The organism is Terrabacter sp. P2_E3 (assembly GCF_056403915.1).
The window spans coordinates 61,910-78,629 of sequence record NZ_JBFUEN010000010.1; the positions used below are offsets into that span (position 1 = coordinate 61,910).

Genomic DNA, 16,720 nt, shown 5'->3' on the forward strand with positions numbered 1-16,720 from the left:
GCAAGAAGTTGCAGAACTTTCTTTGAGTTTTCGGCGTGATGCGGAACGATGGTGGCCCGTGACGCGATCAGCAACCCAGACCCTGAACCACCCGGCGCGCGACCTCGAGATGCGCGAGGACGCCACCCCCGTGCACGCCGCGGACCGCCCGGACGCCGCTTGGTGGCGCCAAGCGGTGATCTACCAGATCTACCCGCGCTCGTGGGCCGACAGCGACGGCGACGGCATCGGTGACCTCCCCGGCATCACCTCGCGCCTGCCCCACCTGCGCGCGCTTGGCGTCGACGCCATCTGGCTCTCGCCGTTCTACACCTCGCCGCAGGCCGACGCGGGCTACGACGTCGCCGACTACCGCGACATCGACCCGATCTTCGGCACGCTCGCCGATGCCGACGCGATGATCGCGCGCGCCCACGAGCTCGACCTCAAGGTCATCGTCGACATGGTGCCCAACCACTCCTCCGACGAGCACGTGTGGTTCCAGGCCGCCCTGGCCGCCGGCCCCGGCTCGGCCGAGCGCGAGCGCTACATGTTCCGTGAGGGACGCGGTGAGCACGGCGAGCTGCCCCCGAACAACTGGGAGTCCGTCTTCGGCGGAGCCGCGTGGACCCGGGTCACCGAGGCCGACGGCAAGCCCGGCCAGTGGTACCTCCACATCTTCGACACGAAGCAGCCCGACTTCAACTGGGAGCACCCCGAGGTGCGCGCCGAGTTCGAGTCGATCCTGCGCTTCTGGCTCGACCGCGGCGTCGACGGCTTCCGCGTCGACGTCGCCCACGGCCTCATCAAGGAGCAGGGCCTGCCCGACACCGAGGAGGAGCGCACGACGATGCTCGGCCACTCCGAGCACGAGCACGGCCTCGAGGGGCTGCACGAGGCCGCCCCCGTCGAGGAGGCGCCGCGGATCGACCACACGAAGCGCAGCCCGATGTGGGACCAGGACGGCGTCCACGAGATCTACCGCGCCTGGCGCCAGATCCTCGAGTCCTACGGCACGCCCGACCGCATCCTCTGCGCGGAGGCGTGGGTCGAGCCGCAGGAGCGCGCCGTCGCCTACGTCCGTCCCGACGAGATGCACCAGGCGTTCAACTTCGACTTCCTCACCGCCTCCTGGACGGCCGAGGACCTGCGCGCCGTCATCACCTCGTCGCTGCACGCCGCGGACTCCGTCGGCGCCCCGTCGACGTGGGTGCTGTCCAACCACGACGTCGTGCGCCACGCCTCGCGTCTCGGCTTCGCACCGGGCACACCCCGCATGAACGGCATCTCGGCGACCGACCCGCAGCCGGACCGCGCGCTCGGCCTGCGCCGTGCCCGCGCGGCCACCTCGCTCATGCTCGCGCTGCCCGGTGGCGCCTACATCTACCAGGGCGAGGAGCTCGGCCTGCCCGACTCCACCGACATGCCGGCCGAGTTCCGCCAGGACCCGACCTTCGCCCGCACCCACGGCGCCGAGACCGGCCGCGACGGCTGCCGCGTCCCGATCCCCTGGTCGGTCCACGGCCCCTCGCTCGGCTTCGGCCCGAGCGACAGCACGTGGCTGCCGCAGCCCTCCGTCTACGCCGACTACGCCGTCGACCGCCAGGAGGGCGTGGCCGGCTCGACCCTCGAGCTCTACCGCTCGCTCCTCGCCGCGCGCCGCGAGCTGTCCCTCGGGACCGGCTCGCTCACGTGGGTCGAGGGGTATGCCGGCGACGTGATCGCGCTGACCAACGGCTCGTCCCGGCGTGACCGGGTGCTCGTCGTCGCCAACCTCGGAGCCGAGCCCATCGCCCTCCCCGAGGGCGCGGAGCTCATCGTGGCCTCCGGGCCGCTCGAGGACGGCCTCGTCCCGACCGACACGACGGTCTGGGCCCGCTGGTCCTGATGTCCTGACGACGGGTCCACGACCCGCCCGCACGTGAGGCCCCGTCCTGCTGGACGGGGCCTCACGGCATACCCGGGCCTGTGGATGACGGCGGAGACGGCGTCGCCGGCCCTCCTACGGTCGGGGCATGACGCGCTACGCCATCGACTTCGACGGGGTGTCCCGGGAGCGGCTCGTGCTGGCGCACGACCCGGCGGAGCTGCGCGAGTGCGCGTCGCACGTGGCCACGGCGACCGCCGGCGCGATGGCCTCGACCGGCGACGAGGGCGACGTGCTGAGGGTCGAGCTCGACCGCTTCCGAGTGGTCCATGCCCACGCACTCGACGCCGTCGCCGATGCTGCCGGCGCCCTGGCCCACCGGCTCGACCGGTCGACGGTCGAGGCCCGGTCGGTGGAGCTCTTCGTGACAGCCGGGTTTGCTGGTGTAGCGGCGAGCAGCACTGTGAATCTTGGTGATCCGGTCAGCACAGTGATGCCGTGAGTCGCGTCCACGAGGTCGGTCACGTGTCCGCGGCGATTCCCGGCGACGCTGCACTTCCCCTGCCGACGGGTGACGTCGTGGGTCTTCGTGCCGCGGCGCGCTCGCTCGGCCGAGCTGCGTCCCGGGCGCGTGCGACGGCCACGGTGCGGGGGACGCTGGGACCGCGGCTCTCGGCCGTCTGGACCGGGGACGCGGCGACCGCGGCTCGCTCGGAGGCGGACGAGCTGGGCGCCCGCGCACGCCGTGTCGTCGAGGCGCTGCCCGACGCCTCCCGCTCGCTGCTGACGTATGCCGCCGCGCTCGACCACGCCCAGGCGCGCATCCGCTCGTTGCAGCGGCAGTGGGACGCTCTCGACGCCGAGCACGCGCTGGCTCTCTTGCGGATCGCAGCACTCCCCGATCCGACGGGTGCCATCGGGGTGCTGGTCACTGAGCGGGCTCGGTCGGAACAGGCGGAGGGGCGGGTCCGACTGAGCCGGACGTACGCCGGCGTCCTCGACGACCTGCGCGCGACGGCTCGGCGCTGCGCGGGACTCGTGGCGCGCGCTACCGACGTGACGTTCCCGTCCGGGGCCTCGGCCAGTGCGGGACGGGTGCGCTCTGCTGTCACCGGCGGACTGTGGTTTGCCGACGGCGTGGTCGCAGCGCGGGCATCGCGCGACGCTGCTCTCGCCGACGGCCTGATGGCACGCACGGTCATGGCCGGGGGTCGCGCGTCGGGCGGGCTCACGGACGCCGAGGTGGCCGAGCTGGCGACGCATGTCCGTGCACGAGCGGACGACCCGGGCTACGCGCAGGCGCTGCTGTCGGAGATCGGGGCCGACGGACTCGCCAGGGTGCTCATGGCCGCCGGTGTGACCCGGAGCGCGTCAGGTGCAGACGTCGACACCGTCCGTGAGCTCCTCGGGGCGTTCGGCTCGCTCGTCATCACGGGCACGAGTCACGGAGCGCCCGTCGGGACCGACCCGCGGACGCGCGCCCAGCTGGCCTCCGGGGCGGCCCTTCTTGCAGACGACCTCGTCGCCGCTGTCGACACGGTCCAGGTGGACCCCGTGGGAGGGGGCCGGGCGACCGGGGCGTGGCTGTTGGGCCAGCTCCTCTCGGGCGCTCGGACCTCGGGTGACCGCCGTCGCCTACCCGGGCGGTTCGCGCGACGTGCAGCCGCCGCGGCCGCCACCGCCGAGATCGCTGAGACGCGCGATGACGACGTCGCCCTGGCGCACGGGACGACGCTCCATGCCGACGCCGGAGCGACGTTCGCGTCGTGGTTCGACGACGGCTCGCGCACCGGTGACCCCGTCCACACCCTGCTCTGGCACGTCGGCGACGATCCCGCCGAGACGTCGGCGCTGCTGGCCGAACCGCTGCCGGACTCGGAGGTTCCTGCCGGCGCCCTGGCCAACAGCCGGGGTGACCGGATCACCCTGGGTGAGTACCTCGTGCGTCGATGGGTCGCCTACGAGGCCAACGGGATCGAGAGTCATCCCGATCTCCGGCTCTCGACGGACGCCGACCTCGCGAGACTCCTCTCGAGCGTGTCGACCGCGACCGACGAGGGAGCCGCCGAGACCCGGTCGCGGGTGATGCTCGAGGTCTCCCGCACCAGCACCCACGCGATGCTCGAGGCCTCGACCACGCACCTCTACTCGGGTGCCACCGCGCCCCTCGAGCACCTCGTCGCCGACTGGCTCTCGGCGATGCGTCAGAACGTCGACGCCGCCCTCTCGACACCACTCCTGGGCGCAGCACCTGCCACGGGCTACGTCCGGCAGACCTCAGGGGGCATGGAGCCGTGGCTCGACGCCGAGGAGCTGACCGGAGTGGTCGGCGCCCTGGCCGTCGACACCGGGATGGGCTTGCGCGCCAAGGACGCCGGCGCGGCATACAGACGACTCGTCGACCGAGCGCTCCGAGCGGCGCAGGACACCGCGGAACGTGGTGGCGACGTGCGTCGCGATGTCGTTCGGCTGGGCTTCCTCGACCAGGCGGCCTCCGCCGCGCTCGTGGCCGCCGCCCGACGGCAGGACGTGCTGAACCGCTCGGCCTGGCAGGGACTTGCTGAGGCCGGTCACGTCATCGAGGAGATCCGTCGCGGGAGCCTGGCGGGCTTGGCGTCGACGGTGCGCACCTACCTCGACGGCGGGACGATGCGCACGGCCGACGACGACCTCGTCATCGCACTGATCCGCTCCGACGTCGAGCTGGCGCAGACCGAGCTCGACGACGCACGACGGGCCCAGCTGGTGACGCGCATCGGTGCGGTCACCGGCGGTCGCGCCGACGTGCTCCCGGCCGTGCAGCTCGGAGCCGCCCGCGCTCCCCTGCTCCTGACGGTCGCCGAGCTCCGGGCGGCCCGCGACGCCGAGATCCGTGCTGCGTTCGACGCTGCCGTCAAGGACGGCTCGCGAGGCGGCGCCACCTCGGCCGCGGACCGCCTCAAGCAGCGCACCGCCCCCGCCGACCGAGTCCACGTCGTCGACCCATCCGTCGGGAGCCCAGCCCGTCCACTCGGCACGGTCGACGAGACCCTTGCCAGGGACGTCGCCCCTCACGAACGAGCGACTGCTACACGACTTGCGGCCCACGGATACGACGTCACGTTCCTGCCGGCGACCGGGCAGGGCAAGTCTGCCGATGCTCTCATCAACGGTGAGCGCTGGGAGTTCAAAGGAGTGAAGGGGAAGGGCAAGAGCACCGTGGTCGGCCTGCTCAGACAGGGGCGTAGGCAATCCCCACGGATGGTCCTGGACATGGCGGAGTCAGCGTTGTCGCTCGAGGAAGTCCTGCGCCAGGTCGACTACACACTGCGTCGTTACGATGGCATCACCGCCATCCGTGTCATCACCAAGGACGAGCGCATCGTCGAGAGGAGACCGTGAAGTGTCCGGATGGATGATCAACATCGACCTAGCTGTCGATGAGGTCGTACCCCTCCTGCAGGCGATGCCGGGTGCCCAAGCGGGTGGAACGCCCCCACCTGCTGCCGTGGTGTGGGAGGACGAGAGCTCGATCGAGATCTGGGACGCGTCCCCTGATGCAGGTACGGACATCAGCGTCTATGACTTCACGGAACGACGTGGATGGGTGGTCTTCGACTTTCTGGTCGACCGCACCGCTGCGAACATCTGGATGATGGACGATGGCGGCTTGCTGTTGAGCGGGCGAGGTGTCGACCCGGAGGGGCTGGGTCTGGACCTGGCGACGAACCGCACCCCGGTCGGGGTCATCCACCGCGACGACGACGGCGAGACCTCCGAGTGGAGTCCGCTGAAGAACAAGCGGGACGGCATCCTCGAAGACACCGACCGCTGACGGGCCGGTGGATCGCGGGGCACTCCGGGTCGGGAGCCCATCGGTGCACCCGCTGGCGCGCTGAACGGCCCGAATGGCTCCACGCCACCACCTGGTGACCCATCTGTGACCAGCTCTCGCCACGCTACCCACGGCGGTTCACTGATCGCACGCGGGGCGAGTGTCCTTGACCTAGCATGGGCCTGCCGCAGCGCGCGGCCAGCGGTTCGAGACGACGTCCGGGGGGCGGGATGGACCTGCGCGACCACGATCGAGGCAGGCTTCGGCGCGGGATGCGAGGAGTCGCGCTTCATACCAGTCGAGGCTCCGTGGCGGAAGCGGCTGGGCTCGCAGTGACCTGCGTGCGAGCAACCGCTCGGTCTGGCGTGGCTCGAGCGTGAGTGCAGCCGACGGTCGACGGCGCCTCCACGCGTATGTCCTCGCAGCAGATCCCTGGTGGCTCGAGGAGAGCGTCTCGAGCTACTACGACATCGTGGATCGCATCGTGGTCTCCTACGATGAGGACTCCCTTTCCTGGACCGGCACCCCGCTGCCCGTCGCCGAATGCCTCGACCGGCTGCGCTCCGTCGATCCCCTCGGCAAGCTCGACTTCAGGCCGGGACGCTTCTCGCACTCCGACCGTTCCGCGCTTGAGAACGACACCGCGCAACGCCAGGTCGCTCTCGACCAGGCATCCGATGGCGCGGACTGGGTGCTTCAGCTCGACACCGACGAGGTGCTGCTCGACCCCCATGCTCTCTTGGCTGCCATCGACGAGGCAGAGTCCCGCGCGTGCGGAGCGGTGGAGTACCCGGCCCGCTACCTGTACGCCCGGGCCCGCTCCGGCTGGATGTTGGAGGCCACCCGCCCGTTGTGGCGACGACGTGCCGGCTACCCCGGGCCGGTTGTCATCCGCCCCGGCGCCACACTCGTCCACTGCCGCCAAGGCACGCTGCCGATCCTGCGGGTCGACATGTCGGCGGTCAACACCGATCCCACGCATGCGCGGAATGCAATCGTTCACCGGGTGGTGCGTCCGGACCAGGCGATCCTTCACTACAGCTGGGTGAGGGACGACGACTACATGACTCGCAAGGCCGCCTGGTCGGGCCACAGCGACACGTACACGAAGATGCTCCGCAGCTGGCGATGGCGCACGCGCCGTCCCCTGCTGGCCGTCGCGCTCGGCTGGCTGCGAGCGGATCACGAGTGGCACAGGATCACACGGCTGTCGCCGGACCGACGGTACTGGAGAGGCGAGCATGAGTAGCCGACTGGTCTTCGTGAACAACAGCCGCGAAACCTTCACTCCGACGCACAGCGGGGCGATCGCGACGTGCATACGGTCCGTCAGCGAGCGGGCTCTGCTCGATGGGGTGCGACCGACGATCATCACCCGAGCCCACTCGTCCGTGTCGCAGACCGTTCCGTGGGGCAGCACGGTGGTCCTGCCGGCGATTCCGCCACCCCGCAGCGGGTTGGCCGGCAACGTTGACCGTGCTGGACGTCGACTGACCGGTTGGGCGCGGCCGGATCAACGGTCCTACGCGAAGGAGGTCGCGAGGGTGCTCCAGGGCGAGGCGCTCGACAGCGTCGTCCTGAGCAACGACCCGGAACTGGCCGTGTACCTTCGACGCCGGTTCCCGACGGTGCGCGTCGTCCACTGGTTTCACAACTTGGAGGTCTCGTCGGACCGATTTCGTCGGATGTATGCGGCAGACTCCGGCATCATCTCGATGGCGGTCAGCGCCTACCTGGCGCGGGCTGTTGAGCAGGTGTACCGGTTGACGCCCGGTCGCGTCCAGGTCAACCTCAACGGGGTCGATGTAGCGCGCTTCGCGGGCGCTGAGCGGCCAGAACGGGTTCCCGTCATCGGATTCGTCGGCCGGATCGCCGTGGAGAAGGGCGTGGACGTCCTCTTAGATGCTGCGACGCTGATCTCTGATCGCGGAATCGCCTTCTCGCTTCAGGTGACGGGAGACACCAACTGGGGAGAGAGGCACGGGAACTCCTACCTCGACAGCATCGAAGCGCGTATCACGTCGCTGAGGGCCCGTGGCGTCACGGTCAACACGCTTGGTCACGTCACTCACGCGGAGCTCCCGGCGGCGCTCGCAGCATCCGACATCCACGTGCTCCCGTCGCGTTGGGACGAGCCCTGCGCACTCGCGCTTCTGGAGGGAATGGCAAGCGGTCAGCCCGTGGTCGCCAGCGCAACGGGCGGATCGCCGGAGATCCTGGCGGGATCGGGCGCTCTCTTCAGCCGGGAGGATCCGTGCGCACTCGCCGGTGACCTCGAGCGTCTGCTCCGCGATCCAGGTCTACGCCGCCGCCGCGGAGTCGACGCACTGGTGCGCGCGCGGGAGCTGACGTGGCAGGCGACCTGGCAGCGCCTCGACGCACTACTCAAAGGGAACTCACGATGAAGCCCGACGCCACTGCTCCTGACGTGTCGGTGCTCATCTGCACTCGCAACCGTGCGGCTCGTCTCGCTACGTCGATCGAAGCGGTACTGCGATCAATGGACGTGGCTCAGGCCTCCGGGATCTCCAGCGAGCTGGTCATCATCGACAACGGATCCACTGACGCCACACCGAGCGTCGTCGCCGCCGCGGCCGAGGATCCCCGCGTCCGCCGAACGGTGGAGGCCCAGGCCGGCATCGGCCGTGCCCGCGAGCACGGCTGCACCATCGCGCGTGCGCAGGTGATTCTCTTCACCGACGATGACGTCATTGTGCCGGGCCCGTGGGTGCTCACCATGGCTCGCGCGATGCTCGACGGTGACGCGGACGTCGTCAGTGGCGGCATAGCCATGTCGGAAGGACTGTGGCGTCCGTGGATGACACCGACGCTGGCGGCGCGGTACTTCGCCCACAATCCGACCCCGCCTCTCAGCAACCCCGGACTTGCGGGCGCGAGCATGGGCATCACGTCCGAGGTGGCGAGGCGGATCGGGTTCGATGATCTGCTGGGAACTGCCCGCTGGCCCGGGGCGGAGGACGTCCTGCTGTACGTGCAGGCGCTCGAAGCCGGTTACCGCGTTCGCGGAGTGCGCGACGCGCTGGTCGAGCACCGCTTCGACGAGTCTCGCCTCGACGCTCGGCGGCTGCGTGGCATCGCCGAAGGCTATGGGCGGTGCGACGCCTACTACTTCCATCACTGGCTCCATGTTCGACTGGCGATGCCGCGGGTGCGGGAACTGAGCCACCGACTCAGGTACGCCGCACGATGCGTTGTCGCGGGCCGCGACCCGTACGACGAAGTTCTGCTCGACCGGCGACGATCGAGCGCCTTCCATCGCGAGCTGCGCCTCCTGCGTGACCAGCCCCGGCGGTACGCGTTCCGCGGGGTGGGCAGGGTCGGTCGGCCCGTGCCCGACGACGACCTCGCGGCGAGCTTCGAGGGTCCGACACGCTTCCGACAGTCTGGAGAGATCTGACATGCTCACCATCGCGGTCGTCATACCGACGTACAACCGACCTGGACGGGTGGTCGACTGCCTCCGCCACCTCGAGCAGCAAAGCCGGCGTCCGGAACGGATCGTCGTGGTCGACTCGTCGTCGGACAACAGGACCAGAGATGCCCTGAGGGCCTTCCCCGACGTGGTCTACGCCCGCAACCCATTGGGTCGCGGTCATACTCCGGAGTCGCGAGCCATCGGAGTCTCGCTGTGCTCGGAGGATGTGATCGCCTTCCTGGACGACGACGCCAACGCGCGCACGGACTGGCTCGTCGAGCTCGTGCGGAGGTACGACGACCCCACGGTTGACGGCGTGGGCGGGAGCGCGCTCAACGGCTACCCCGGTGAGCGCGAGGAGGGCATCGGCTCCATCGGTTTGCTCCTGCCCGACGGACGACTCACCGGCTTCTTCGCCTCGGACCCGGGCCGCGACGTCGACGTCGACCATTTGCTGGGGGCGAACATGTCGTTCCGCCGGCGGGCCATCGAAGCCGTGGGCGGCATCCATGGGGGCTACCCGGGGACGTGCCTACGTGAGGAGAGCGACCTTGCCCTGCGCGTACGCCAGCAGGGCGGACGCCTCGTCTACACCCCCGACGCGATCGTCGACCACCTGCCCGGCGAGTACGCCAAGGGGAAGCGGTTCGACCGACGGTACGTGTACTTCGCGAACCGGAACACCGTGGTCCTGTTAGGCAGGGTGTACGGGATCGGTTCGCCAATCGTGGGGAGGTATCTCGGACTCGCATCACGTGAAGTCCTGGATGAGCTACGACGCTCGGTCCGCGCGCTGAGCTCCGCTCCGCGTGTCGGGGCCACTGCGACCGCTCGGACCATGGTCGGCGGCGTCACGCGGGCCGCTGCGGTTGCCGCCGGGGTCGCGGCGGGCTTCCCCGCAGCCATGACCGGCATCCGACGCGACCGCGCCGCCATGCGGCGCTGAACGCATGCGCTTCACGTTCGTGTTGCCCGTCGACGAGTACTTCACGCCCGGCTGGTCGGGAGCCGTCGCGACGGTGACCCGGCAGCTCGTCACGGAGCTGGGCCTCATGGGACACGAGTGCGTGGTGCTCGCACCCGACGACGGCGAGGACGTGTATCCCGACCTGTCCGTGACGCGACTGGACTTCGGGCCGGCACATCCACGGCCCGTCGTGGCCCGCAAGCTCGCCAGCCTGGCGGCACGCGTGCGGGGCCTCCCCCGATGGGACTACGCCGCCTACTGGTCAGCGGTCCGACGGGGACTCGACCGAGCCCCGCACGGTGATGTCGTCATCGCGAACGACCCCGTCACGGCAACCCGGCTGGCTCGTCGCGACCGGAAGGCGCGAGTCGTGCTCTGGCTGCACAACTTCCCGGACAGCCAAGCCACCGAAGCGCTGCGCGACGTTCCCGACGAGGTGCTGGTCCTCGCCGTCAGCGAGGCAGTGGCGCGGGCCACGGCAACCGGCTCGGACGGCCGCGTTTCGCCACTGGTGGTCCACAATGGCGTCGACACGCGCCTGTTCCACCCGCCGAGCGAGCCGCCGTCTGGTCGTCCGCTGCGCGTCGTCTGCCACGGACGGATCGACCCGAACAAGGGCCAGGATGCGGCCGCCCTCGGCGTGGCGATGTTGCGTCAGGAGGGCCGCGACGTCGAGTTGACCGTCATCGGCGAGCTGCGCACCTTCGGATTCGATCAGGCCGTCGCCGACGCGTACGCCTCTCGGGTCGCCGACGCGGTGGCCCTCGCAGGGGGACGGATGCTCGGATGGATGCCCCACGACCAGCTCGCCGTGGAGCTGCGCACGTACGACATCGCCTGCGCGCTGTCGCGCGTGGAGGAGCCGTTCGGCCTCGCAGCCCTGGAGGCAATGGCATCGGGATGCGCGGTCGTCGCGACCTCGAAGGGCGGGCTGCCCGAAGTCGTCGGATCGGCCGGGGTGATGGTCGCACCTGACTCACCGGAGGAGGTCGCCGCAGCGATCCGCGGCCTGAGCGACCTCGAGCGGCTCCGCGACGTACGAAGGGCGTGTTCGGAGCGCGCTGCAGGCCTGACGTGGAGTGCGACCGCGAACCGGTTCCTCCAGGTCCTCGGCGAGCCTCGCCGAGCGCGTGCCGCCACGCGCGCAACAGACCGGCCATGCACCGATCCCGTGAGGGGCGACGGCACGGGCACGACCGGGTGAGCGCTCCGATCCGCTGGTGCGACGCCGGAGTCGCGTGAACACCGCGCCGGACGGATCCGGAAGGACGTTGCGGTACCGATAATGTCGGCGGCATGGTGACGACACGGGCCTACCTCGCACACACGCCCGTGGCGCTGGCCCACCGAGGCGGCTCGCTCTACGCGCCGAACGTCGGGCTCGAGAACACGATGACGGCCTTCGGCAACGCCGTCGACCTCGGATACACCCACCTCGAGACCGACGTCCACGTCACCCGCGACGGCGAGCTCGTCGCGTTCCACGACACGAGGCTCGACCGGGTCAGCAACGCTCGCGGGCGCATCCGCGACCTGCCCTGGTCCGAGGTCTCGCACGCCGAGGTCGGCGACGGCGGGCACGTGCCGTTGCTCACCGACGTCCTTGACGCGTGGCCCGACATCAGCCTCAACATCGACCTCAAGGCGCCGGGCACGGCCGAGCCGCTCTGGCGCATCATCGAGGAGCGCGGGCTGCACGACCAGGTCTGCGTCGGCTCGTTCTCCCAGCGCAACATCTCGCACTTCCGCCGCCTGTCCCGCGGCACCGTCGCGACTGCGGCGGCCCAGGTCGGCACGGCCCTGGCCCGCTTCGGACCCGGCGTCCTGACCTCGGTCTTCCGCACGCCGGCGGACGTCTTCCAGGTGCCTCCGTCGATCCCGCTGCGCGGACGGTCGGTGCCCGTCGTCACCCGTCGCCTCGTCGACACCGCGCACCGCTTCGGCAAGCAGGTCCACGTCTGGACCATCGACGACGCCGACGAGATGCGGCGGCTGCTCGACCTCGGCGTCGACGGGCTGGTCAGCGACCGCATCGACGTGCTCAAGGACGTCCTCCTCCAGCGCGGCGCGTGGACCGGGCACGCCTGAGCCGCCTCCCCGCGCCACGTCGCGACCCCGCCGCACCCCCGACCGCGGCGGACGGCATACGCCATCGGGTCAGCGGACGAGGACGTGCCCCCGCGACGTGCTGAGGCGCGTCCACCGGCCGTGGGCCGCGATCGACGCCGGCTCGCCCGGAGCCGTGAAGCCGAGCACGTGCGCACCGAAGGCGAGTCCCGCCGCGATGGGCGGCACGGTGTCGCTCATGGCACCCCAGGTCCGCCGCCGGAGCGCGTCGACCGCGTGACCCCCGGCGTTCTCGGGAGTGCCCTCGGCGACCTGCGAGATGCCTTGGCGCGCAATGGAGTCGATGGCCCCACCGTCGAGATGGCCAACCGGCTCCCAGCCGTCCCGCGGGGGCGTGAGCCCGCTCCACGGAGCGCGGACGGTCGTCGGCGGGACGCTCAGCAGGGCGCTCGCGCCGTCGCGGGCGAGACGGTCGGCGACCGACGCGAAGGACACGGTCGTGTCGACGGCGTCGGAGGGCGCGATCGTCACGACGCGCATGCCGAGGACGGTGCCGTCACCCATGAGCCCCGTGCCCTCGATGACCGCCACCGTGGTGACGAGGAGAGTGCCGAGCACCTGGAGGCGCACGGCACCGTCGGGGTTGGCGCGGCTCGCCCGGGCGAGGTAGGTGCCGAGGTCGGCGAGACCGCGTGGGTCGCCGAAGTCGATCTGCGGCGTGCCGGTCACCGGCGTCGCTTCCGGAAGGGCGCGGGACCGCCGACGTGGACCTGCACCGACGCGCTCTCGTCGGGGCGCATGCGCCGCGGCGCCTCGCTCGCGAAGTCGTAGAGCGCGAGCTCGGTCTCGGCGACGGCGTAGACCGGCCGCTCGCCCTCGCCGACACCGTCGGGGTCGGTGACGATGTAGGCGACGTCGAAGCCCGCGCCACCCACTCGCGAGACCCACATCTGGATCTCGACGGGGGCGTGTCGGAATCCGAGGGGGCGGCGGTACTCGATCTCGTGGCGCGACACGAGCACGCCCTCGTCGAGCAGGGTCTTGTCGCCCGCTCCCCCGCCCTCGAACCAGTCGCGGAACGCGATGACGCGCGCATCCTCGAGCAGTCGCAGGAACTGCACGTTGTTGATGTGCGCGTAGGCGTCCATGTCGGACCAGCGCAGCGACACGTGGGCGGCATACGGCGTGGCCTGCGGTTCGGTCTCCGTCATGCCCCCATCCTTCCAGCCGCCTGTCTCGCCGCTCGTCCACATCCCCTTGGTGGGACGCGGGCCCCTCCACAGCCCGGGTATGCCGGTCGGCCCGGTCGGTGGGGACCCGTAGGTTGGATGCCATGACGTCACCCCCCGCCGCTCCCCCCGTTGCCGACGTCGACCCCGCCCTGCGCGAGCGGGCCACGACCGCGCTGCGGCGCCTCGTCGGTCGCGACGACGTCGACTTCCGCGACGGGCAGCTCGAGGCCGTCAACGAGCTCGTCGCCGGTCGTCGGCGCGTGCTCGTCGTGCAGCGGACCGGGTGGGGCAAGTCCGCTGTCTACTTCGTGTCCACCGCGCTGCGCCGTGCCGAGGGTGCCGGGCCGACCGTCATCGTCAGCCCCCTCCTCGCGCTCATGCGCGACCAGATCGCTGCCGCCGAGCGCGCCGGCATCAAGGCCGTCACCCTCAACTCGACGAACGCCGACGAGTGGGGCGCCGTGTCCGGCGCCCTCGCCAGGGGCGAGGTCGACGTCCTGCTCGTCAGCCCCGAGCGCCTCAACAACCCCCGGTTCCGCGACGAGCAGCTGCCCGCCCTCGCCGAGTCGTGCGGGCTCCTCGTCGTCGACGAGGCCCACTGCATCAGCGACTGGGGTCACGACTTCCGCCCCGACTACCGCCGCATCCGCGACCTGCTCATGACGCTGCCCGAACGGACGCCGGTCCTCGCGACGACGGCCACGGCCAACGCGCGCGTGGTGACCGACGTCGTCGAGCAGCTCGGCGCTGGTGGCCGTGACGTCCTGACCCTGCGCGGCCCCCTTGCCCGGGCGTCGCTGCGGCTCGGGGTGCTGCCGCTCGCCGCACCAGAGCAGCGTCTCGCCTGGCTCATCGCGCACCTCGGTGAGCTGCAGGGGTCGGGCATCGTCTACGCCCTGACCGTGGCCGCTGCCGAGGACGTGGCGGTCGCGCTGCGCGAGGCCGGCCACAAGGTCGCTGCTTACACCGGCCGCACCGAGCCCTCGGAGCGGATCCGCCTCGAGGAGGCCTTGCGCGACAACGAGGTCAAGGCCCTCGTCGCGACCTCGGCCCTCGGCATGGGCTTCGACAAGCCCGACCTGGGCTTCGTCCTGCACCTCGGGGCACCGTCGTCACCCGTCGCGTACTACCAGCAGGTCGGGCGAGCCGGCCGCGCCACGGAGCGCGCCGACGTCCTCCTCATGCCGGGGCCCGAGGACAAGGACATCTGGCGCTACTTCGCGTCCGCGTCCATGCCCAAGCAGGACCAGGCCGATGCCGTCGTGCGCGCCCTGTCCGAGTCCCCCCGGGCCCTGTCGACGGTCGCCCTCGAGTCCATCGTCGACGTGCGCCGCACGCGTCTCGAGCTGCTCCTCAAGGTCCTCGACGTCGACGGCGCCGTGCACCGCGTGCCCGGCGGATGGACCGCCACCGGTGAGCCGTGGACCTACGACGCCGAGCGCTATGGACGCGTCACCGAGGCGCGCGAGCGCGAGCAGCAGCTCATGGTCGACTACGAACGCACCGACCGCTGCCGCATGGCCTTCCTCCAGCAGACCCTCGACGACGACTCCGCCGAGCCCTGTGGGCGGTGCGACCGGTGCACCGATCCCTGGTTCGACACGACGATCCCCGAGGCCGCCGTGAACACCGCCCGCTCGCGCCTCGAGCGCCCCGGCGTCGTCCTCGAGTCCCGTGCGCAGTGGCCGTCCGGCATGGACCGTCTGGGCGTCCCGCTCAAGGGCAAGATCGCGCCGTCGGTCTCGATGCAGGAGGGCCGCGCCGTCGCCCGCCTCAGCGACCTCGGGTGGGGTCAGCGGCTCCGTGAGCTGCTCCGCGGCGAGGACCGTGAAGTCCCCGCCGAGGTCGTCCGCGCCTGTGTCGACGTGCTCGCCGGGTGGGGGTGGCAGGAACGGCCGGCGGCCATCGTCTCCGTGCCGTCGCGTCGGCGCCCGCTGCTCGTCGAGTCGCTGGCCGCCGGCCTCGGACAGCTGGGACGGCTCCCCTACCTCGGTGCGCTCGACCTCGTCGAGGGCGGCCCCGTCGGCGAGCCCGGCGGCAACAGCGCCTTCCGGCTCGCCAACGTGTGGGGTCGGCTCGCCGTCGGCCCCGAGCTCGCGGCCTCGCTCAACGGCGTCCCGGGTCCGGTCCTGCTGCTCGACGACGTCAGCGACTCACGGTGGACGCTCACGGTCTGTGCCGGGCTGCTGCGCGAGGCCGGTGCGCCGGCCGTCCTGCCGATGGCCCTGGCGATGGAAGGGTGACGCGCGTCGCGGGCAGCAGCGAGCACTCGTCCGGGGCCACTAGGGTCGACCTGTGAGTGCCGACGCCCCCGCCGAACCGCGCCCGCTGCCCCCACTCGAGGACCTCATCGAGGTGCTGACCCTCCGTGACGTCGGCACCGCGCAGATCGCCGTCACCGACGTCCAGGGACGTGACGCCGCGGAGTCGATCGGCGCATCATCCGCCCGGGTCTTCGAGGGGCGCAGCCAGAAGATGCCGCACGGGCGCGTCTTCGGGGGTCAGGTCCTCGCCCAGTGCGTCATGGCCGCCGGCATCACCGTGCGTGACCTCAACGACGGCGACGGCGCGCGGCCGATTCACTCGCTGCACGGCTACTTCATGCGGCCGGGCGACGACACGCTGCCGATCCGCTTCGCCGTCGAGGAGATGCGCGACGGCAACTCGTTCTCGACCCGCCGGGTCCATGCAGTCCAGAAGGGCGCGCCCATCATGTCGATGGTGTGCTCGTTCCAGGAGCGTGCAGGGGGTCTCGACCACCAGAACGCGATGCCGCAGGTCGCCGGACCCGACGGGCTCACGTCGCTGGCCGACGCGTTCCGCGGCGTCGACCACCCCGGCGCCCGGCACCTCGCCGAATCGCGACCGATCGAGCTGCGGCCGGTCGAGAGCAACATGTTTCTCGACGCCGGGCCCGAGCAGGTCGCGACGAACCACGTGTGGATGCGCGCCATCGACCGCCTGCCCGACGACCCCCTGCTGCACGCCGCGGTCCTGGCCTACTCGAGCGACTACTCGCTCCTCGAGCCGGTGCTGCGCCGGCACGGTCTGGTCTGGACCGACCGTCGCCTGCGGGTCGCGAGCCTCGACCACTCGATGTGGTTCCACCGCGACGTGCGCGTCGACGAGTGGCTGCTCTACGCCCAGCAGTCTCCGTCGGCCGTCAGCGGTCGCGGCCTCTCGATCGGTGAGATCTTCAGCCAGGAGGGCACCCTCGTCGCCACGACGGCCCAGGAGGGCATGGTCCGCGTCAAGGAGTCGTGACGCACCGGGGTGGGCTCCGCCAGATCGACCGGCAGTGGGCCCTGCCCCCTCACTCGCTCGCTCGTCCGCCCGCTCGCGTCAACGCTCGGTCTCA

The 16,720-nt window shown here is 71.1% G+C and carries 14 protein-coding genes; 12 read left to right on the forward strand and 2 right to left on the reverse strand.

What is annotated here, in order from left to right; all coding sequences use genetic code 11:
• Nucleotides 1-109: 109 nt before the first annotated feature.
• The 10 genes from AC1DW8_RS15090 to AC1DW8_RS15135 all read left to right on the forward strand — a co-directional run bounded on the left by AC1DW8_RS15090 (nucleotide 110) and on the right by AC1DW8_RS15135 (nucleotide 12,151).
• A complete protein-coding gene (locus AC1DW8_RS15090) occupies nucleotides 110-1,867 on the forward strand; it encodes a glycoside hydrolase family 13 protein (RefSeq protein ID WP_200959193.1) in 1,758 nt (585 codons plus the stop codon).
• 127 nt (nucleotides 1,868-1,994) lie between these two features.
• Complete coding sequence (locus AC1DW8_RS15095; RefSeq protein ID WP_478095032.1) at nucleotides 1,995-2,348, forward strand: hypothetical protein; 354 nt, start codon at nucleotides 1,995-1,997, stop codon at nucleotides 2,346-2,348.
• Nucleotides 2,345-5,227 carry a CdiA C-terminal domain-containing protein gene (locus AC1DW8_RS15100; protein WP_478095034.1) on the forward strand — a complete coding sequence of 961 codons (2,883 nt, stop codon included), beginning with the start codon at nucleotides 2,345-2,347 and terminating at the stop codon, nucleotides 5,225-5,227. The genes AC1DW8_RS15095 and AC1DW8_RS15100 overlap by 4 nt, the downstream gene beginning before the upstream one ends.
• Before the next feature lie 13 nt (nucleotides 5,228-5,240).
• Nucleotides 5,241-5,660: a hypothetical protein gene (locus AC1DW8_RS15105; protein ID WP_478095036.1), complete on the forward strand. Its 420-nt coding sequence runs from the start codon at nucleotides 5,241-5,243 to the stop codon at nucleotides 5,658-5,660.
• Between the two features lie 376 nt (nucleotides 5,661-6,036).
• The gene (locus AC1DW8_RS15110) at nucleotides 6,037-6,909 is read left to right on the forward strand and encodes a glycosyltransferase family protein (RefSeq protein ID WP_478095038.1); all 873 of its coding nucleotides are present in this window, start codon (nucleotides 6,037-6,039) and stop codon (nucleotides 6,907-6,909) included.
• Nucleotides 6,902-8,065 (forward strand): glycosyltransferase family 4 protein, encoded by a 1,164-nt coding sequence (locus AC1DW8_RS15115; protein WP_478095040.1) that lies wholly within the window; start codon nucleotides 6,902-6,904, stop codon nucleotides 8,063-8,065. The genes AC1DW8_RS15110 and AC1DW8_RS15115 overlap by 8 nt, the downstream gene beginning before the upstream one ends.
• Complete coding sequence (locus AC1DW8_RS15120; RefSeq protein ID WP_082623008.1) at nucleotides 8,062-9,078, forward strand: glycosyltransferase family 2 protein; 1,017 nt, start codon at nucleotides 8,062-8,064, stop codon at nucleotides 9,076-9,078. Before AC1DW8_RS15115 ends, AC1DW8_RS15120 begins: the two co-directional genes overlap by 4 nt.
• A 1-nt stretch (nucleotide 9,079) precedes the next feature.
• Nucleotides 9,080-10,042, forward strand: coding sequence for a glycosyltransferase family 2 protein (locus AC1DW8_RS15125; protein WP_478095042.1), 963 nt, complete (start codon nucleotides 9,080-9,082; stop codon nucleotides 10,040-10,042).
• Between the two features lie 4 nt (nucleotides 10,043-10,046).
• Nucleotides 10,047-11,267, forward strand: coding sequence for a glycosyltransferase family 4 protein (locus tag AC1DW8_RS15130; protein ID WP_478095044.1), 1,221 nt, complete (start codon nucleotides 10,047-10,049; stop codon nucleotides 11,265-11,267).
• 92 nt (nucleotides 11,268-11,359) lie between these two features.
• The gene (locus tag AC1DW8_RS15135) at nucleotides 11,360-12,151 is read left to right on the forward strand and encodes a glycerophosphodiester phosphodiesterase family protein (protein ID WP_056775901.1); all 792 of its coding nucleotides are present in this window, start codon (nucleotides 11,360-11,362) and stop codon (nucleotides 12,149-12,151) included.
• A gap of 69 nt (nucleotides 12,152-12,220) precedes the next feature.
• Here AC1DW8_RS15135 and AC1DW8_RS15140 read toward each other — a convergent pair whose 3' ends face one another.
• Together AC1DW8_RS15140 and AC1DW8_RS15145 are read right to left on the reverse strand one after the other, a co-directional pair.
• Nucleotides 12,221-12,859 carry a DUF8185 domain-containing protein gene (locus AC1DW8_RS15140; protein ID WP_478095046.1) on the reverse strand — a complete coding sequence of 213 codons (639 nt, stop codon included), beginning with the start codon at nucleotides 12,857-12,859 and terminating at the stop codon, nucleotides 12,221-12,223.
• Nucleotides 12,856-13,341 (reverse strand): acyl-CoA thioesterase, encoded by a 486-nt coding sequence (locus AC1DW8_RS15145; protein ID WP_478095048.1) that lies wholly within the window; start codon nucleotides 13,339-13,341, stop codon nucleotides 12,856-12,858. The genes AC1DW8_RS15140 and AC1DW8_RS15145 overlap by 4 nt, the downstream gene beginning before the upstream one ends.
• 122 nt (nucleotides 13,342-13,463) lie before the next feature.
• Here AC1DW8_RS15145 and AC1DW8_RS15150 point away from each other — a divergent pair, with 122 nt between their 5' ends.
• Both AC1DW8_RS15150 and AC1DW8_RS15155 read left to right on the forward strand, forming a co-directional pair.
• Nucleotides 13,464-15,605, forward strand: a complete 2,142-nt coding sequence (locus AC1DW8_RS15150) for a RecQ family ATP-dependent DNA helicase (RefSeq protein ID WP_056775896.1) — start codon at nucleotides 13,464-13,466, stop codon at nucleotides 15,603-15,605.
• Between the two features lie 52 nt (nucleotides 15,606-15,657).
• Nucleotides 15,658-16,626: an acyl-CoA thioesterase gene (locus AC1DW8_RS15155; protein WP_478095051.1), complete on the forward strand. Its 969-nt coding sequence runs from the start codon at nucleotides 15,658-15,660 to the stop codon at nucleotides 16,624-16,626.
• The last annotated feature ends 94 nt before the right edge of the window (nucleotides 16,627-16,720 follow it).